Annotated in this window: 21 protein-coding genes and 1 riboswitch; all 21 genes read left to right on the forward strand. The window is 50.9% G+C overall.

Annotated features, from left to right (window positions below; translation table 11 throughout):
* Positions 1 to 11: 11 nt before the first annotated feature.
* The 21 genes from ylxM to murA all read left to right on the forward strand — a co-directional run bounded on the left by ylxM (position 12) and on the right by murA (position 18,290).
* Entirely contained in the window at positions 12 to 377 is a 366-nt protein-coding gene (gene ylxM, locus NOG13_RS02305) for a YlxM family DNA-binding protein (RefSeq protein ID WP_283110692.1), read from the forward strand.
* A 12-nt stretch (positions 378 to 389) separates the two neighbouring features.
* Positions 390 to 1,718, forward strand: coding sequence for a signal recognition particle protein (ffh, locus tag NOG13_RS02310; protein ID WP_283110693.1), 1,329 nt, complete (start codon positions 390 to 392; stop codon positions 1,716 to 1,718).
* Positions 1,719 to 1,783: 65 nt separating this feature from the next.
* Positions 1,784 to 2,026, forward strand: a complete 243-nt coding sequence (rpsP, locus tag NOG13_RS02315; protein WP_283110694.1) for a 30S ribosomal protein S16 — start codon at positions 1,784 to 1,786, stop codon at positions 2,024 to 2,026.
* 18 nt (positions 2,027 to 2,044) lie between these two features.
* Complete coding sequence (locus NOG13_RS02320) at positions 2,045 to 2,278, forward strand: KH domain-containing protein (RefSeq protein WP_283110695.1); 234 nt, start codon at positions 2,045 to 2,047, stop codon at positions 2,276 to 2,278.
* A gap of 144 nt (positions 2,279 to 2,422) precedes the next feature.
* Positions 2,423 to 2,542: riboswitch (THF riboswitch) on the forward strand.
* Between the two features lie 57 nt (positions 2,543 to 2,599).
* Positions 2,600 to 3,157, forward strand: coding sequence for a folate family ECF transporter S component (locus NOG13_RS02325; protein ID WP_283110696.1), 558 nt, complete (start codon positions 2,600 to 2,602; stop codon positions 3,155 to 3,157).
* Positions 3,158 to 3,208: 51 nt separating this feature from the next.
* Positions 3,209 to 3,724 (forward strand): ribosome maturation factor RimM, encoded by a 516-nt coding sequence (gene rimM / locus NOG13_RS02330; protein ID WP_283110697.1) that lies wholly within the window; start codon positions 3,209 to 3,211, stop codon positions 3,722 to 3,724.
* Complete coding sequence (gene trmD / locus NOG13_RS02335) at positions 3,714 to 4,457, forward strand: tRNA (guanosine(37)-N1)-methyltransferase TrmD (protein ID WP_283110698.1); 744 nt, start codon at positions 3,714 to 3,716, stop codon at positions 4,455 to 4,457. The genes rimM and trmD overlap by 11 nt, the downstream gene beginning before the upstream one ends.
* A 223-nt stretch (positions 4,458 to 4,680) precedes the next feature.
* Complete coding sequence (locus NOG13_RS02340; protein WP_283110699.1) at positions 4,681 to 4,944, forward strand: HPr family phosphocarrier protein; 264 nt, start codon at positions 4,681 to 4,683, stop codon at positions 4,942 to 4,944.
* 79 nt (positions 4,945 to 5,023) lie between these two features.
* Positions 5,024 to 6,874 (forward strand): excinuclease ABC subunit UvrC, encoded by a 1,851-nt coding sequence (uvrC, locus tag NOG13_RS02345; RefSeq protein WP_346347662.1) that lies wholly within the window; start codon positions 5,024 to 5,026, stop codon positions 6,872 to 6,874.
* A gap of 142 nt (positions 6,875 to 7,016) precedes the next feature.
* Positions 7,017 to 7,568, forward strand: coding sequence for a 16S rRNA (guanine(966)-N(2))-methyltransferase RsmD (rsmD, locus tag NOG13_RS02350; RefSeq protein WP_283110700.1), 552 nt, complete (start codon positions 7,017 to 7,019; stop codon positions 7,566 to 7,568).
* Positions 7,565 to 8,059: a pantetheine-phosphate adenylyltransferase gene (coaD, locus tag NOG13_RS02355; protein WP_283110701.1), complete on the forward strand. Its 495-nt coding sequence runs from the start codon at positions 7,565 to 7,567 to the stop codon at positions 8,057 to 8,059. The genes rsmD and coaD overlap by 4 nt, the downstream gene beginning before the upstream one ends.
* Positions 8,056 to 8,511, forward strand: a complete 456-nt coding sequence (locus tag NOG13_RS02360) for an ATPase (protein WP_283110702.1) — start codon at positions 8,056 to 8,058, stop codon at positions 8,509 to 8,511. The genes coaD and NOG13_RS02360 overlap by 4 nt, the downstream gene beginning before the upstream one ends.
* A 241-nt stretch (positions 8,512 to 8,752) precedes the next feature.
* Positions 8,753 to 9,172: a division/cell wall cluster transcriptional repressor MraZ gene (gene mraZ / locus NOG13_RS02365; protein WP_283110703.1), complete on the forward strand. Its 420-nt coding sequence runs from the start codon at positions 8,753 to 8,755 to the stop codon at positions 9,170 to 9,172.
* Between the two features lie 11 nt (positions 9,173 to 9,183).
* Complete coding sequence (gene rsmH, locus NOG13_RS02370; RefSeq protein ID WP_283110704.1) at positions 9,184 to 10,107, forward strand: 16S rRNA (cytosine(1402)-N(4))-methyltransferase RsmH; 924 nt, start codon at positions 9,184 to 9,186, stop codon at positions 10,105 to 10,107.
* 23 nt (positions 10,108 to 10,130) lie between these two features.
* Positions 10,131 to 10,631 carry a hypothetical protein gene (locus NOG13_RS02375; protein ID WP_283110705.1) on the forward strand — a complete coding sequence of 167 codons (501 nt, stop codon included), beginning with the start codon at positions 10,131 to 10,133 and terminating at the stop codon, positions 10,629 to 10,631.
* Between the two features lie 120 nt (positions 10,632 to 10,751).
* Entirely contained in the window at positions 10,752 to 12,953 is a 2,202-nt protein-coding gene (locus NOG13_RS02380) for a penicillin-binding transpeptidase domain-containing protein (protein WP_283110706.1), read from the forward strand.
* 27 nt (positions 12,954 to 12,980) lie between these two features.
* Positions 12,981 to 13,496, forward strand: a complete 516-nt coding sequence (locus NOG13_RS02385) for a hypothetical protein (protein WP_283110707.1) — start codon at positions 12,981 to 12,983, stop codon at positions 13,494 to 13,496.
* Positions 13,497 to 13,524: 28 nt separating this feature from the next.
* Entirely contained in the window at positions 13,525 to 14,532 is a 1,008-nt protein-coding gene (gene mraY / locus NOG13_RS02390) for a phospho-N-acetylmuramoyl-pentapeptide-transferase (protein ID WP_283110708.1), read from the forward strand.
* 67 nt (positions 14,533 to 14,599) lie between these two features.
* Complete coding sequence (gene ftsW / locus NOG13_RS02395) at positions 14,600 to 15,832, forward strand: putative lipid II flippase FtsW (RefSeq protein ID WP_283110709.1); 1,233 nt, start codon at positions 14,600 to 14,602, stop codon at positions 15,830 to 15,832.
* Between the two features lie 16 nt (positions 15,833 to 15,848).
* Entirely contained in the window at positions 15,849 to 16,973 is a 1,125-nt protein-coding gene (murG, locus tag NOG13_RS02400) for an undecaprenyldiphospho-muramoylpentapeptide beta-N-acetylglucosaminyltransferase (RefSeq protein WP_283110710.1), read from the forward strand.
* 63 nt (positions 16,974 to 17,036) lie between these two features.
* Positions 17,037 to 18,290 (forward strand): UDP-N-acetylglucosamine 1-carboxyvinyltransferase, encoded by a 1,254-nt coding sequence (gene murA, locus NOG13_RS02405; protein WP_283110711.1) that lies wholly within the window; start codon positions 17,037 to 17,039, stop codon positions 18,288 to 18,290.
* Position 18,291 lies beyond the last annotated feature (1 nt).

An 18,291-nucleotide genomic window follows, 5' to 3' on the forward strand; every position in this document is an offset into this window, starting at 1 on the left:
GGTGCTTCAAGATGCCAAAGGATCTTACAGTATCCCTGTTGTTGGATTTTTACGGAAATATGCTTACGGAAAAGCAGCGTGAAGTGGTTGAGTTTTATTATAACGACGACCTTTCTCTTTCCGAAATTGCAGAAAACGAAGGGATAACCCGCCAAGGTGTCCGCGATGCCATTAAGCGCGCCGAGATGCAGCTCAGAGAGATGGAGGAGCGCCTCGGTTTTGTAAAGCGTACGGCTGAACTTCGTGCTACTCTCCGTGAAATTTATGAGGCGGCTGACCGAATTAAGCAGACCAACAGCAGGTGCAGCTATGTGGGGCAGATTGAAGAGGACGCCGACAAAATTCTTCAGAATACACAGAAGCTGCTTGGCGAATAAGGAGGAAATGCGTTGGCATTTGAAAGTCTTTCAGATAAGCTTTCCGCTGTTTTCAAACGGCTGAAATCAAAGGGCAAGCTGACCGAACAAGATGTTAAGAATGTTATGCGTGAAGTCCGCCTTGCTTTGCTTGAAGCCGATGTAAACTATAAAGTCGCAAAGGAATTTACCGCAAAGGTCGCGGAGCGTGCCGTGGGTGCCGAAGTAATGCAAAGCCTTACCCCGGCGCAGATGGTAATTAAAATCGTCAATGAAGAATTGACAGCTTTGATGGGTGGCGGTGACGCCCACCTCAGCAGACCGTCTTCACCGCCGGCCATTGTGATGCTCTGCGGACTGCAGGGCTCCGGTAAAACCACCCACGCCGGAAAGCTTGCGCTGATGCTGAAAAAAGAAGGCCACAGGCCGCTGCTCGTTGCCGCCGACGTTTACCGCCCGGCAGCAATTCAACAGCTCAAAGTCATCGGAGAGAAGGCAGGGGTTCCCGTTTTTGAAATGGGCGCCGAAGATCCGGTGAAGATCAGCATGGCGGCTGTGAAGCATGCAAAAGATTACGGCCATGATTTTGTTTTAATTGATACGGCCGGCCGTCTGCAGATTGACGAGAAGCTGATGGATGAACTGCAGAACATCCGTGCTGCGGTGCATCCTTCCGATATTCTGCTCGTCGTGGACGCCATGACCGGTCAGGAAGCCGTGAATGTTGCCAAGTCGTTTGACGACCTGCTCAACATCAGCGGTGTAATTCTCACGAAGCTCGACGGTGACGCGCGCGGCGGCGCGGCCCTCTCGGTGCGTGCCGTTACCGGCAAACCGATTATGTATGCCGGCACGGGCGAAAAGCTCACCGATATTGAAGTGTTCCATCCGGACCGCATGGCCTCCCGCATCCTCGGCATGGGTGATGTCCTTACCCTGATTGAAGATGCCGAAAAGGCCTTGGACCGCAAAGAAGCCGAAGCGACAGCCCGCAAGATGATGCATGAGGGAATCGACCTCAACGACTTGCTCGAGCAGATGCGTCAGATGAAGAAAATGGGCTCCATGAAGAGTGTCCTTTCCAAATTGCCGGGTGTCGCCCAGCAGATTAAAGATGTTGAGATTGATGACCGGCAGATTGACCGCATGGAGGCAATTATTCTTTCCATGACGCCGCGTGAGCGCGCAAAGCCGGAAATCATCAATTCACAGCGGAAACGCCGCATTGCGGCAGGCAGCGGTATGAAGGTCGAAGATGTCAATCGCCTGCTGAAGGGCTATGAGCAGATGCGAAAGATGATGAAGCAGATGAAAAAGCCCGGTTTCCGCAAGCGTCTTGCCGGTTTCGGCAGACCGTTCTGATTCCGCTTTCATCCGGTACTTGCCGGTGAAGATATGCTAGAGATTCCATTGGAGGTGAGAAAGTTATGGCAGTTAAAATCAGACTGCGTCGTATGGGCGCAAAGAAAGCTCCTTTCTACCGCATTGTTGTCGCCGATTCACGTTTCCCGCGTGACGGTCGCTTTATTGAGGAAATCGGATATTACAATCCGTTGGAGGAACCGTCCGTTATCAAAGTTGATGCGGATAAGGCAAAAAAATGGATTGCGAACGGCGCTCAGCCGACCGATACCGTAAAGGCGCTGCTCAAAAAGCAGGGCGTACTGTGATCCGGAGAGTGAAGTGCAATGAAAGAATTGCTTATCGCCATTGCGCAGGGGCTTGTTGAAGATCCGTCAGCGGTTCGCGTTGACGTTGACGAACCTACCGAAGACGGCACAGTCGTTTATCACCTCCATGTAGCCGAGAGTGATATGGGCCGAGTTATCGGAAAGCAGGGTCGTATCGCCAAAGCAATCCGCGTTGTGATGCGTTCTGCAGCAACCCGCAATAATACCAAGGTTGCCGTCGAAATCGACTGAGGCAGAAAAACAGGCCGCAGTGTCATCTTGACACTGCGGCTGTTTTGTGCAGCAGTTGCCCGCAAACCGCCTTTTCCTGCCCGCTTTGGCAGACCTTGCAAACAGTGTGGAACTTTGATATAATTAAACATAAAATAAAAAAACTGCAGAGTAGGTTTTCGCGCGCGTGCCGCTTTTTTGCGGCGTCAGTGCCGCCCGGACGGGGAGTTGTCGGGCGGACGAATAGCTTTCGAGCTTGCGGTGCGGAAACCGCATCCCGCTGCTGCATATTTGAGGGTAAGGCCTCTTGTGCAGCATTGCTGCAGAAAGGGGTCTTTCCATATGAAGCAGATCTTGAATTCTGTTCGCCTGTCGGCTAAAGAACTAGGCAGCATCCGTGCCATTACCGTCTGTGGCATGCTTCTTGCCCTGCGAATCGTCCTCAGCATGTTTACCATTCATATTACGGCCATACTCAGAATCAGCTTTTCCTACTTGCCGATTGCGGCGGTAGGAATGATTTTCGGACCGGTGGCTGGGGGCGTGTTCGGGGTTGCCGGCGACATTCTGGGGTACTTTATTTGTCCCACCGGACCGTATTTTCCGGGCTTTACACTGAATGCGTTTCTCTCTGGATTCGTTTACGGCGTATTCTTCTACCGCAAACCGGTCAGTCTGCGGCGTACCTTCTCTGCAAAGGCTTTGATTACGTTCCTTATCAGTATCCTGTTGAATCCGCTGTGGCTGTCTATCCTCTACGGCAAGGCGTTTTTTGCGGTTGTTTCCGCCAGAATTGTGACCAATCTTGTGATGTTTCCCATTGAAGCAACGATTCTGCATTTGCTTCTGAAAATGATTGAAAAGAGCCGGGTTACACGGCTGATACGGAAAAATTGTTGAAACAGTAGAAAGCAGGGGTTTCCTGCTCTGCTTTTCGTTGGAGGAAATGATATGGTAAAGCAGTTCCTTGAAGCTGGCAAAATTGTTGGGACCCATGGGGTCCGCGGTGAACTTCGTGTCGATCCTTGGTGCGATTCCCCAGAGTTCCTGAAACAGTTTCACACTCTTTACCTGAATCAAGGCGAAATTCCTTTGAAAGTCGTTTCTTCACGTGTTCATAAATCACAGCTTCTTCTTACGCTGGAGAATGTCAACACGGTAGAAGCTGCCGATACTTACCGCGGAAAGATTCTTTACCTCAAGCGGGACGATGCAAAAATCCCGCAGGGGCATTATTTTATGGCCGACTTAATCGGTCTGGATGTTTACGACGTTGATACGTTTGTCTACTACGGTACCGTCACCGATATTATGCGTACCGGCGCCAATGATGTTTATCAGATTACCTCGCCGGGGAAAAAGAATTACCTCATCCCCGCAATAGAGCCGGTTATCAAACGCATCGACCTCGAAAAGGGGAAAATGCTGATTCAGCCGATTAAGGGGATTTTTGACGATGAGGATTGACCTTCTGACCCTGTTTCCTGAAATGTGCGAGACCGTAATGGCGGAAAGCATCATCGGGCGCGCACGCAGAAAGGGTGCAGTGCAGGTCTGCTGCCATCAGATTCGCAACTATGCGTTCGATAAACATCAGCGGGTCGATGATTCCCCGTTCGGCGGAGGAATGGGCATGTTGATGATGGCGGAACCCATCGCTCTCTGCATGGATGACCTGATTGCCCATCTCGGCTATAAGCCGTATACAATTTACCTTTCTCCGCAGGGCAAAACGCTCACCCAAAAACGGGTGCAGGAGCTTTCCAAAATGGACGGGCTTGTGCTTCTCTGTGGCCACTATGAGGGAATCGACGAGCGCGTGCTCGAAGCGTATGTCGACGAGGAAATCTCCATCGGAGATTATGTCGTCACAGGCGGCGAATTACCCGCGCTGATTTTGGCCGATGCCGTGTGCCGGATGCTGCCGGGCGTGCTGGCAGATGATGAATGCTTTCAGCTGGAAAGCCATTATCATTCCCTCCTCGAATACCCACAGTACACTCGTCCGGCGGTGTGGAGGGGCAGAGAAGTACCGCAGGTGCTGCTTTCCGGCCATCATGAGAACGTGAATAAATGGCGTAGGGAACAGTCTTTGCTGGTAACCGCGCGAAAGCGCCCGGAGCTTTTGGCTTCGGCGGAACTGACGGAACAAGACAGGCTTTTCCTCTCCCAGCATGGTTTTGAAGTTCCAAATAAGTAAAATAATGCTTTTTTGATGCATAGAATGAGGCAGAGAATCTAAAAGTTTTCAACAATATTGGCAAATTGCACAAATAGCGGCAATTTGAAAAGGAACGGTTTCGGTCAGTAATCCAAAGTTTGTCTGCTTTCCTTGACGGCTTGTCCAGAAGTGCTATAATGTGTGAGAAGTTTACGATTATTACTCTGCTGCTTTGCGTTATTTTGATAGGAGTGAATACGACATGTATGCAAAGGATGTTTTGGTTCAGAATCAGGTTGGCCTTCATGCCAGACCAGCAACCTTTTTTATTCAAAAAGCAAACGAGTTTAAGTCGTCCATCTGGGTTGAAAAAGAGGAGCGCCGCGTCAATGCAAAGAGTCTGCTGGGCGTTTTGTCCCTTGGAATTGTCGGCGGTACCACCATCAAGATTATAGCAGACGGTTCCGACGAAGAAGAAGCTGTCAGCAGCCTTGTAAAGCTGGTTCAGTCCGGTTTTACAGAGTAATTTCCTAGGGTTCACGGGCACCGCTTTTCTGCGGTGCCCTTTCTGTTTTATGAGATCAAAAGAAAGAGAGGCGGCTGCTGTGACCGAATTTGAAAAGCACAAAAAAGAACTCCGCGCTCGTGCCATGAAGCTGCCGCTCCATCCGGGCGTGTACCTGATGCACGACAAATCCGGCAAGATTATTTATATCGGAAAAGCAAAAGCACTCAAGAACCGTGTCAGCCAGTACTTTGGCTCCGATAAGAATCACGATGAAAAAGTCCGCCAGATGGTTGCCCATGTCGACTGGTTTGAATATATCCTCACAGACAGCGAGTTTGAGGCGCTGGTGCTGGAATGTAGCCTGATAAAGCAGCATACACCCAAATACAACATTCTGCTGAAAGATGACAAGGGTTACAGCTACATTCGTGTGTCGAAAGGACCGTGGCCGCGCATCAGCGAGGCAAAGCAAATCGCAGATGACGGTGCGGAATATATCGGCCCTTATGTCAGCGGCTGGTCGGTAAAGCAGTCGGTAGAAGCAGCCCAGAAGATTTTCCGCCTGCCAACCTGCAACCGTGTGTTCCCGCGCGATATCGGGAAGGGGAGACCTTGCCTTAACTATTACATTAAGCAGTGCTGCGCGCCTTGCCGAGGCAAAATTTCGGAAGAAGAATACCGAGAAGCGGTGCAGGATGCCATCAATTTTCTGCGCGGCGGCAGTGCCGAAAGCGTCCGCGAATTAACGCGGCGCATGGAAGAAGCGGCGGAAAAACTGGAGTTTGAACGTGCCGCGCGAATCCGCGACTATCTTGCCGCAATCAAAAAAACGGCGGAAAGGCAGAAAGTCGTATGCTCAAAAATACCGGAGCAGGATGTTATCGCTATGACTCAGGGGAGCGGGAAAACCTGCTTTCAGGTGTTCCGGTTTGAAAACGGGCGCCTGACCGACCGCGAAACCTTCTTTATCAATGGAACCGGCATGCCGAAGGCGGTGCGCGGGGAGTTTTTGGAACGCTACTATTCCATGCGGGACCGCATTCCTCCGCGTGTCACATTGGATGGTCCGGCAGAAGGACAGGAACTGCTTTCCCGCTGGCTTTCAGAGAAAGCAGGCCGTAAAGTGACGATAACGGTTCCTCAGAAGGGCGAACAGGCAAAACTAGCCGATATGTGCCGGAATAATGCCGCGGAGCAGCTTGCGCAGGCAACAGGCCGCACCGGCCGTGAGGCTTCGGCGCTGGATGAGCTTGCACGGCTTCTGGGACTTCCGGAACCGCCCGCCTACATTGAATCTTACGATATTTCCAACCTCGCAGGGGAAGAAAATGTAGCGGGCATGGTCGTGTTTGAAAACGGAAGGCCGCTTCGCTCCGCTTACCGCAGGTTCAAAATCAAAACCGTGGTCGGGCAGGACGACTATGCCTCCATGCGCGAAGTTATTGCACGCCGGCTCGAGGAATATGAGAAAAATAAAGACAGCGGTGAAGGCTTCGGCCGCCTTCCGGACCTTATCCTCCTCGACGGCGGAAAAGGACACGTTGCGGCTGTTCAGCCGATTCTCGATGCAGCGGGCTACAATATTCCGCTGTTCGGCATGGTTAAGGATGACCGCCACAGAACGCGGGCCATCGCAAAGAACGGCGGCGAAATCGCCATCAATTCCAACCGCAGCGCCTTTACGCTGATTTCTACCATTCAAGATGAGGTTCATCGCTTTGCAATCGGCTATCACCGCCAACTGCGCAAAAAATCAACCATTTCTTCCACACTTCTTTCCATTGAGGGCGTCGGCCCGGTGAGAGCCAAAGCGCTGCTGAAAAGATTCCGCACCGTTGCCGCCATTGGGGACGCCGACCTGCAGGAGCTGATTGAAACTCCCGGAATCACCGAACCGGCGGCGCGGAATATCTACAACTACTTCCACCCCGAGTCAAAGGACGATTGAAAAAAGTTGACAGTTTGTCCGCTTCATGGGATAATAAAACAAATTGTAATATAAATTAAAAATGCTCTGAATTGTTGGTATTTTGTTTGCTTTTGAGAGTGCCGTCTGCCTTTTCACGCAGGCGGAAATAGGTGGTAAAAATATGAGAGTAATTACAGGAACAGCGCGCGGAAGACGTCTAATTACGCGGGAAGGCGAGGCAGTTCGCCCTACGCCGGAACGAGTGAAAGAAGCCCTGTTCAGCATTATACAATTTGAAATTGAGGGACGCCGCGTCCTCGACCTTTTCGCGGGTTCCGGTCAGCTTGGCATTGAGGCGCTCAGCCGCGGAGCCAGGGAAGCGGTTTTTGTGGATTCCAGCCGCGAATCCTTGGATGTTGTGCGGAAAAATGTTGAATCCTGCGGCTTTGCAGACTGCGCAAAAATCGTCAATATGGATTTCGCCGCATATTTAATGCGTTCAGAAAAACCGTTTGACATTGTTTTTCTAGATCCGCCGTACCGCACAGGGCTGCTTCAGCGTGCGCTGCCGCTTGTAGCCGCAAAAATGAACGCGGGCGGCACGATTATCTGTGAAAATCCGGAAGAGGAAGAATTGCCGGAACAGTGTGAGGGATTTTCCCGCATCAAGCGGTACCGCTACGGAAAAATCTGCCTCACGGTTTACCGGCGAAAGGATGCGACCAACGAATGAAGACCGCAATTTGTCCGGGAAGCTTTGACCCCGTTACGCTCGGGCATATGGATATTATCAACCGTGCCCGCAAAATCTTTGACCATGTCATTGTTGCGGTGCTTGTCAATCCTGCAAAGCACCCGGCATTCACGCTTGAGGAACGTATTGAGCTCCTAAAACGCTGCACAGCGGATATGGATGATGTTGAGGTTGTCGGCTTTGACGGCCTCCTCGCCGATTATGCGCGGGAGCGCGGTGCCATCGCCATTGTGAGAGGCCTTCGGGCAATGTCAGACTTTGAGTATGAGTTCCAGATGTCTCTCTTCAACAAGAAGCTGAACCCAGATTTGGAAACAGTTTACCTGAACACTACGGCAGAAAATATGTTCCTCAGCTCCAGCGGAGTAAAGCAAATTGCCTGCTTCGGCGGTGATATTTCAAACTTTGTTCCCGAAGTAATTCTTTCGGATATTGAACGTCGTTTATGCGCGGGAGGGAAACAGACATGAATATTGATGATCTGATTGACGAACTCTATGATATGGTGGAAAAGGCGTGGACCCTTCCGATGAGTCACGGCAAAGTCGTGGATGGGGAACAGGTAAAGCAGATTCTGGATGAAATGCGTGAACTGCTTCCACAGGAAGTGCATCAAGCCAAGGCAATCGTTGCGGATCGCGCACAGATTTTAGCCGATGCGAAACGCGAGGCGGAGACCACCCTGCGCGTTGCTCAGGAAAAGGCTAAGGCATTGGTTGCTCAGGACGTGATTACGCGGGAGGCGCAGCAGCGTGCTAACGAAATTCTGAGCCAGGCACAGGCAAAGTCTCGGGAAATGAAGCGTGCTACCAATGAATATGTGGATGACCTGATGAAGCGAACCGACGAAGAACTTGCTCAGCTTCTTTCTGAGGCGAGAAAGATCCGTCAGAGCATCAAGGCTTCCCAACATTCAAATTAGCGGGAAAAAATTCCAAAAATTCTTACGCCACAAGATGTTGTGGCGTATTTTTTTTATTCCTTTTTAGAAAACTATATATTGGGATTTTTGTATTTAAAAAGACGAAAAAAAGCGCTTCAGCGCTGAAATATTTAGTTGCATTTTATACATAAACAAGCTATAATCTAACCATAAAGTGGTGAAAGGTGGAGGTAACAGAACACAAAGTGGTAATTCGGTGTTCTGTTTCGTGTGACGAATTATGCTGATCGGTGAATATCAACATAATATCGACCTCAAAGGCAGGGTTATCGTTCCCTCCAAATTCCGTGAGGATTTGGGGGATCGTTTCTATGTCACAAAAGGCTTGGACGGCTGCCTTTTTGTCCTTTCTGCGGAAGGCTGGAAAAGCCTTCAGGAAAAAGTGAGCGCCATGCCTGTCTCCAAGGCACGTGGACTGCAGCGCTTTTTCTTCTCTGGGGCCGTTGAGGTAGAGCCGGACAAGCAGGGCAGAATCCTGATTCCTCAAAACCTTCGCACTTACGCCTCCCTCGATCGGGATGTTACCTTTATCGGAACCTCCAACCGGGCGGAGATTTGGAACACCACAAAGTGGAATGAGTTTAATGCGTCGCTGACACAGGAAGCGATTGCCGAAGCCATGGACGAGCTTGATTTTTAGGGGTGACTAAATTGGAATTCACTCACAAACCTGTGCTGTTCGATGAGACAATCGAGAGCTTGTCCATTAAGCCGGATGGAGTGTATATTGACGGCACGGCCGGTGGCGGCGGCCATTCTAGGGCAATTGCCGAAAAGTTGACGACAGGCCGGCTTTTAGCAATCGACCAAGACCCTGACGCGATTCAGGTGTTGAAAGAAAGACTCGGAAGTTTTCCTTGTGTCAGCATTTACCAATGCAATTTTGCGGAAATGAAGGAAGCTGCCGCAGCAAACGGAATCAACGAAGCCGATGGGGTTCTGTTGGATATCGGGATTTCTTCCTACCAGGTCGATAATCCGGAACGCGGCTTTTCCTACCACCATGACGCACCTCTCGATATGCGCATGAGCAAGAAAGGTGTTTCCGCAAAAGATATTGTGAATACTTTTTCGTGGCAGGAACTCGCGGAAATCATTTCAAAATATGGGGAAGAGAAATACGCGAGACAAATTGCCCAGGGCATCGTTCGGGCGAGGGAAAAAGCCCCAGTGGAAACAACGCTTCAGCTCGCCGAAATCGTTAAACAGTCTGTGCCTGCCAAGGCTTGCAGGGACGGGCACCCGGCCCGCAAAACCTTCCAAGCGCTCCGGATTCAAGTCAACGGGGAATTGGACAAGCTTTCCGAGGGATTGGATGCCGCATTCTCGCTTCTGAAGCCGGGCGGGCGTCTGGCAGTAATTACCTTCCATTCTCTGGAAGACCGCATCGTGAAGCAGCGCATGGCAGACTGGTGCAAGGGCTGCATCTGCCCTCCGGATTTTCCGGTGTGTGTATGCGGCAGAAAACCTCAAGCAGAGTTGCTTTACAAGAAAGGCCTTGTACCTTCCGAGCAAGAGATAAAAGAAAATCCACGTTCTCGCAGTGCTAGGCTGCGGGTATGCGTTAAGCTGTAATTCAAATGTGGGGAGTGATTGTTGTGGCAAACCAGAACATTGCTTACGATTTTGCCCTCTTTGAAGAGAAGAACACAGCGGAACCGATACGAGTACCGCAGAAAAAATCCAATGTAATTGAACTTCCGAAAGAGCGCCTGCAGGCAAATCGCAAAGCGCGTCTGAAAAAATATCTTCTTCCTTTTTTTGCGTTTCTTGTCATTGCCGGACTGGTTGGTGCCTATATTAACGGGGAAGTCCAGCTTTACACACTCACCACGCAGCTCAATGCCGCACAAAAGACTCTGCAAGAGCAGCAGGACTGCAACGCCAGACTGAAACTCCGTTCCGACTGCTCGCTTTCTATGGAAGCAGTTGAAAACTACGCATCTCAGAAACTTGGCATGAAACCCACGCAGGAGGATCAGGTCATCACCATGCAGCTGACAAACGGCGACAAGAGTGAGGTAGTGCAGAAAACGGTTGAAGGCAGTTGGGCATGGCTGCAGAACATCTGGGACACGATAACAAGCTTTCTGTCATAAACGAAGCATGTCTCCAGTACATATTATTTAGCGCGAAAATTTGTATTGACGAGTGGAAAGAGAGTTGAGAGAGAATCTTAACTCTCATTTGTTATGAGGCGTTCCTTGTTGGAGGTAAATATGGCAAAAGGGAAAACGGTCAGAACATGGCGCAGAACAATGATCATCCTGATTCTGCTGGTGGGGGTCGGTTTTGGCGCCGTCATCTTCAGCTTAGTGAAGCTGCAGCTGATTCAAGGCCCTGAACTCCAGAAACGCGCCACCGATCAACAGTTGAAAGACACTACGCTTTCGGCAAAGCGCGGAACAATTTACGACTGCAACATGAAGGAACTCGCTAAGAGCGCTACTGTCTGGGACGTAATCCTTGAGCCCGCCTATATTACCGATAAAAACCGCGATGTTATTGCGTCGGGCCTGTCGGAAATTCTCGGTATTAACAAGGATGAGATTGTAAAACGCAGTCAAAAAAAGACGTACTATGAGATTCTGAAAAGCAAAGTCGAGGAAGACGTCCGCAATAAGATTCTGGAATTCAAATCGAAAAATAATATCACGAGCGGAATCCGCTTGGAAGAAAACTATAAACGGTACTATCCTTACGGAAAATTTGCCGCCACTGTGCTCGGGTTTACCGGCACGGACAATCAGGGCCTCGCCGGAGTAGAAGCAGAGTATGACAGCGAACTCACCGGCACGCCCGGACGCCTCGTCACGGCACAGAACGCCGTCGGCACCGATATGAACTTCCAATATGAGCAGGAAGTTGCCGCAAAAGACGGCGACAGCCTCGTCCTTACCATTGATGAGGTCATTCAGCATTATGTGGAAAAATACCTCGCTGAGGGCATCGCAAACAACAAGGTCCAAAACCGCGGATGCGCTATTGTCATGAATGTCAAGACCGGTGCTATTCTCGCAATGGCCGTAAAGGGCGATTTTGACCCCAATAATCCGTTTGTCATTGACGATCCCCAAAAAGCAGCGGAGATTGAAGCAATTACAGACCCAGATAAAAAAAGCGAAGCCAAGCAGAAAGCACTTCAGGAGCAGTGGCGCAACAAGTGCATCAGCGATGTGTATTTCCCTGGTTCCGTTTTCAAAATGATTACCGCTTCGGCGGCCTTGGAAGAGAAATTGGTGTCGGAGGATACCCCGTTCAACTGCCCGCCATATTTGGTAATTGGCGACCGAAAAATTAAAGACTGGAAAACCTTCGGCCATTTGACCTTTGCGGAAGGAATCTGCCAGTCCAGCAACGTCGTCTTTATGCAGGTGGGTCAGAGACTCGGGGCACAACTCCTCTTCAAATACTTTGATGCGTTCGGGTTTACCCAAAAAACGGGAATCGACCTTCCGGGTGAATCGCGAAGCATCTATATTACCGCCGAGAATATGACACCGGTTGACCTTGCGTGCATATCCTTCGGGCAGTCCAACAGTATTACACCAATCCAGATGATTACAGCGGCGTGCGCGGTTGCAAACGGCGGATATCTTGTTCAGCCGCACATCGTCGAAAAGATTATAGACAGCAACGGAAACATCGTCAAAACTGCTGACACGACTCCGAAACGCCAAGTGATTTCTAAAGAAACCTCACAGCGTATGTGCAAAATATTGCAACAAGACGCCAAGACCGGCACCGCGAAGAGCGGATATATTGCCGGTTACCGTGTCTGCGGCAAAACGGGAACTTCCGAAAAGCAAGGCATGGCGAAAGGAGAATATATCGCGTCTTACTGCGGCTTTGCGCCCGCGGAAGATCCGGAAATCGCCATGCTGGTCTTCTATGACCAGCCTCATGGCCCGAACGGATATTACGGCAGTCCGGTTGCCGGCCCGACTTTTCTGGCGACTATGACGCAGGTTTTGCCCTATATCGGTGTTCAGCCGCAGTATACGGAGGAAGAACTTGCAAAACTCGACGGGAAAGCTCCGAATGTTGTCGGCAAAACGGTTGACGCGGCAAAGAATCAAGTGGCTCAGGAAGGCCTCCAAGCCAAAGTCTATGGGGATGGGAATACCGTCGTTTCCCAGATTCCGGAGGCAGGAAAGTCCATACCGAAGAAAGGCACGGTTGTACTGTTTACCGATAAAAACTCTGCCGCACAAACTGTTACGGTTCCCAATCTTGTGAATCTGACCCTTTCCGAAGCGAACCAAAGAGCGGCGGAAGCGGGTTTGAATATTAGCATTGCAGGTGCCGCATTGACCAGCTCAAGCGCAGTCTCGTCCACGCAAAGCATTGCGGAAGGGACGAAGGTGGCTCCGGGCACGGTGATAACCGTGACATTCTCCGAAAAGAATCAGGTGGCCTAATGCGTTGACGCAGGGAGAAGCAGTGGTATGATTAAGATGAAACAAGCGAAAAAAATCATTGCTGTATCGAATGGCGCTGAACGGGCAACATATTTTCTGGGAAAGATACTGAAAAGGAACATAAATGACGTCACTGTTATTGATGTACACAAAGCCGAGGAGCGGGGAGATACGGTGGCGGTTCTCCTTGCTCCGGAACCTCAGGAAATCCCGCTGCCTGCGCTGTTTTCGGTGTGCGTAACGAAATTTGAGCCGGAAAAGCCGAAACCCCTCGGCTTCCGGAGCGTGTTTACTTATTCAACCCGTTGGGACGGAGCGGATTTCACTGCGAGAAATATCCGCACTCTTCCCGATGGAACAACTGTGTTTGAAATGGTTGGAATCGGCATCATTGGCCGAGTGCGCTTGGAACATGCCCAGAAAGGAGACGTGGAAGCGTCTTTGGCTGCGGCGGCCGCGGCAATGGCCGCAGGCGTACCGTTTGCCGGAATATTGGATGCCCTGAACGGACCGGATGAAGCTCCGGCCGCTTCGGGCCTCTGAAGTTTATAAAGAATGGAAGAAGATTAGTATGAATTCTGTATTGATTGCAGCAGCGGCATTAATTTCATTCGGCATAACAGCCCTGCTTGGAAAATGGATGATACCGTTCCTTCATAGAATTAATTTCGGTCAGACAATCCGAAGTGAGGGACCGGCATGGCATAAGAAAAAGAGCGGAACCCCGATTATGGGTGGTTTGATGTTCATAATCGGGTCGATTGTCGCTGTCGCAATCTGCGTCCCATTGTATTTCGATCAAAGCGGAGAAAGTCCTTCTGTAATGCTAATGAACGTCAAGATTGTCGGCGGTATGCTGATGGCCTGCGGCTTTGGAGCGATTGGGTTCCTGGACGACTACATCAAGGCCGTAAAAAAGAGAAATTTAGGCCTCAACGTTCGGCAGAAGCTGGTTCTTCAATTCCTTGTTGCGGCAGCATACCTGTATTCACTCTACCGCTTCGGGGCAGGCAGCAGGATGCTTGTTCCGTTTGCCGGCAGTGTCGATTGGGGAATCTGGTACTGGGTTATTTGTTTGCTTGGAATTGTCGGCATGGTCAACGCCGTCAACTTTACCGACGGAATTGACGGACTGAACGCATCAGTTACTTTTTTCGTAAGCCTTACATTCCTCACGATTGCAGGATTTTTGCGCCTTACACCGGTCGGAATATTCGCTGCGGCTGCGGCAGGCGGCTGCCTCGGCTTTCTTATTTGGAATTTCAACCCGGCAAAGGTTTTTATGGGTGACACCGGTTCGCTGTTCCTCGGCGGCATTGTGTGCGCGCTCGGCTTCGCTTTAAATCTGCCGATCTTGATTCTTCTGGCAGGCATTGTTTACTTGGCCGAAATTCTCTCCGTTGTACTTCAGGTTCTGTACTTTAAGGCCACGCATGGAAAGCGGCTGTTCAAAATGAGCCCGATTCATCACCATTTTGAACTCTGTGGCTGGAGCGAAGTGAAAATCTGCGCTGTGTTCAGCATCGTTACTGTTATTTTCGGTGCAGTATCTGTTCTGCTTGCGGTTTTTGGACTGTAACAGCTTCCGGCTGCTTTATCCGGCGGCGTGCTGTCATACATACCCTTTCCCAAAGGAGTGACGAACATTGACGAATGGAACCGCCGCAGGGAGGCGCGCACCCGTGCGCACCGCCCAGCAGAAAACCGTGCAGCAGAATTCTGTCCGTCCGGTTCGGGTGAAAAAGAAATTTCGTCTTTTCTCCGCGCGGGAAGGAATGGATCTCCCGTTCTTTTTCCTCGTTATGACGTTGCTCGTAATCGGTCTTGTGATGCTGTTTTCGGCAAGCTATGCTTCTGCGGAATATACACAGGGCGACAGCTATTTTTTCATCAAGCGTCAGTTAGTCTTTGCGGTGATTGGCGTCACGGCAATGATCTTGCTTTCTTATTTCGATTATCACCATTTTCATAAGCTGGCCGTTCCCATTTTGCTTATTTCTATTGTGTTTCTCGCCATTGTTTTGGTCATGCCGGCAACAAACGGAGTGCATCGCTGGATTTCTCTCGGGCCGCTCGGGCAGTTTCAGCCGTCAGAAGTTGCGAAGTTTGCCACCATCTTAATGTTTGCACATCTGATTTCCCTCAATTTCAGCAAAATGGATACCTTTCGGCACGGAATTCTTCCATATCTCCTGATTTTGCTGCCCATCTGCCTTTTGCTTGTTAAGGAACCGCATATCTCAGCTACGGTCATAATTATTCTTCTGGCCGGCATCATGCTGTTCATCGGCGGTGTGAAAATGCGCTGGTTTATCGCAGCGTTTGGAGCAATCGGCGCGGCGATTGTCTATCTGGTTGCTTTCTCGCACAAGCTTTCCTACACCAGCACCCGACTTGCGGTTTGGTTGAATCCCTTCTCCACCGAGAGCAAGGAAATCATGGAAAAAACGTGGCAGACCCGTCAATCACTGTATGCGATTGGTTCGGGAGGCCTGCTCGGCGTGGGAATCGGGCAGTCGCGGCAGAAATATCTGTGGCTGCCGGAGCCGGAAAATGACTTCGTCTTTTCCGTGGTCTGCGAGGAACTCGGCTTCATCGGTGCCTTGATTATTATTGCTTTGTTTGTTATGCTTGTGTGGCGCGGCGTTTCCATCTCGCTGCGCGCGAAAGATAAATTCGGTATGCTGCTCGGCGTCGGACTTGTCCTGCAGGTTGGCCTGCAGGCGTTGCTGAACATCGCCGTTGTTACCAACACGGTGCCGAACACCGGCATCAGCCTTCCGTTTTTCAGCTACGGAGGTACCTCGCTTGTCATTCTGCTGTCAGAAATGGGAATTGTTCTTTCGATCTCACGGACGTCATCGGCAGAAAAAACATAATTAGGAGTTTTGCAGTATGAAAGTTCTGTTTGCCGGCGGTGGCACCGCCGGACACATCAACCCGGCACTTGCTGTCGCCGGATATTTACGTGAAAATGAACCGGACACACAGATCCTTTATATCGGCGCAAAGGGAGGCATGGAAGAAAGGCTTGTCCCTGCGGCCGGTTTTGATTTTAGGAGCATCACGGTTGCCGGTTTCCAGAGAAAGCTGAGTTGGAAAAACGTGAAAAGAAATGCCGCAGCGGCAGTACATGTTTTCACGGCCAGCTGGGAAGCGCGCAAGATTATCCGCGAATTCCAGCCGGATATCTGCATCGGCACTGGCGGCTACGTCGCCGGCCCTGTCATTCGGGAAGCTACCAAGATGAAAATTCCTTCCCTGATTCACGAGCAGAACGCATACCCCGGTGTTACCAATAAAATGCTTTCCAAACGCGCAGACCGCACCATGCTTGCGGTAGCCGATGCACAGAAATATCTGGCACCGGAAGCCCGCTGCGTCCTCACCGGCAATCCTGTCAGGCAGGAGATTATCCGCGCAGACCGAAAGAAGGCACGCGAGAAACTCGGCCTCGATGAGCGTCCGGTTATCCTTTCATTCGGCGGAAGTCTCGGTGCAAGAACGATTAACGAAGCCGTAGCAGGTTTAATTGCTTCCAGCGTCAAAACGGGCCGCTTCCAGCATATCCACGCCTATGGTCAGTGGGGAAGATGGTTCCCCGACCTGCTGAAGGAGAAGGGAGTCGATTTGGCTCAGCATCCCGAGCTTGACATCCGTGAGTATATCAACGATATGCCGGACTGCCTCGCTGCTGCCGACCTCGTAATCTGCCGTGCGGGCGCCATTACCCTCAGTGAACTTCAGGCACAGGGTCGCGCCTCCATTTTGATTCCCTCGCCCAATGTCGCGGAAAATCATCAGTATCACAACGCCATGGCTATGGTAAACCGCGGCGCGGCGGCAATCCTTGAGGAAAAGGACCTGACGCCTGAAACGCTTTGCCGCAAAGTGGACGAACTCTTTGCGTCCCCAGACACGATACGAAAGCTCGGCGAAAATGCAAAGAAAATGGCAATTACCGATGCAAATGCACGCATCTGTAAGCTCATAAAGGAAGTGCTTGCCGAGCACTATTGAGGCGTCGTCACCGCAATGCCCCCAAAAGCATAATATAAAAGCAGAATGTGTGGGGGTGTTGGTATGTCAAAATTATTGATACATGGCGCCAAAAAACTCCAAGGTGAAGTTAATATACACGGGGCAAAAAACAGCACATTGCCGCTGATGGCAGCTTCTCTTGTCTGCGGCGGGAAATGCATTCTACATAACTGCCCGTCGCTGTCTGATGTGGACACATCAGAGCGTATTCTGAACCACCTCGGCTGCAGAGTAAAACGGTCTGACGGAGACATCGAAATAGACCCTACTTCAGCGGATGGATACAACATTCCGGACGACCTGATGCGGGAGATGCGTTCCTCTATCATTTTCCTCGGCGCGATTGTTGCGAGAATGGGGAAAGCCATTCTTTCCTACCCGGGCGGATGTGAACTCGGGCCGAGACCCATCGACCTCCACCTCATGGCGCTGCGCCGTATGGGCGTCATCATTAACGAAGATCACGGGAGCCTGAACTGTGTTGTCCCGAATGGCTTGCACGGTGCAGTCATTTCCCTCTCGTTTCCGAGCGTCGGTGCGACGGAGAATATTCTGATTGCCGCCGTTCTTGCCGAGGGAACCACAGTCATCAACAACGCGGCACGCGAACCGGAAATCTGCGACCTTGCCGATTTTCTCAATTCCTGCGGCGCAAAAATCAGGGGCGCAGGGGAGAGCACCGTCACGATTGAAGGGGTGAAACGCCTTTCGGGCTGCGAACACCGCGTGATTCCGGACCGCATTGCCGCAGCAACCTACCTCGCTGCAGGGGCAGCGACCGGAAGTACGTTGACTGTTTCCGATATTATTCCAAAACACTTGGAGCCAATCGTTCCTGTGCTTGAAGAAAGCGGATGTGTTCTGAAAACAAACGGAAACAAAATGACGATTATTCCGCCGAAGAGATTGCATCGGGTCAAGAGTATACGAACCATGCCGTACCCGGGCTTTCCGACCGATGCACAGGCACCGATCATGGCAATGCTCAGCGTTGCGGATGGCACAAGTGTTTTTGTAGAAAATATATTTGAAAGTCGATATAAACATGTAGGTGAGCTTCTCAGGCTTGGTGCTAACATAAAAGTGGAAGGCCGCGTCGCTATTGTCGACGGCGTTGAGAAACTGTCCGGCGCCTCCGTGGAAGCTACCGACCTGCGCGGCGGTGCGGCACTTGTTGTTGCCGGCCTAACAGCGTACGGAACGACGGAAATCAGCGGTCTGAACCATCTTGACCGCGGCTATGAAAACCTTGAAAGAAATCTTCGCAATCTCGGTGCAGATGTAAAACGAATCTAGA

This window comes from Thermocaproicibacter melissae (assembly GCF_024498295.1).
Lineage (GTDB): Bacteria > Bacillota > Clostridia > Oscillospirales > Acutalibacteraceae > Thermocaproicibacter > Thermocaproicibacter melissae.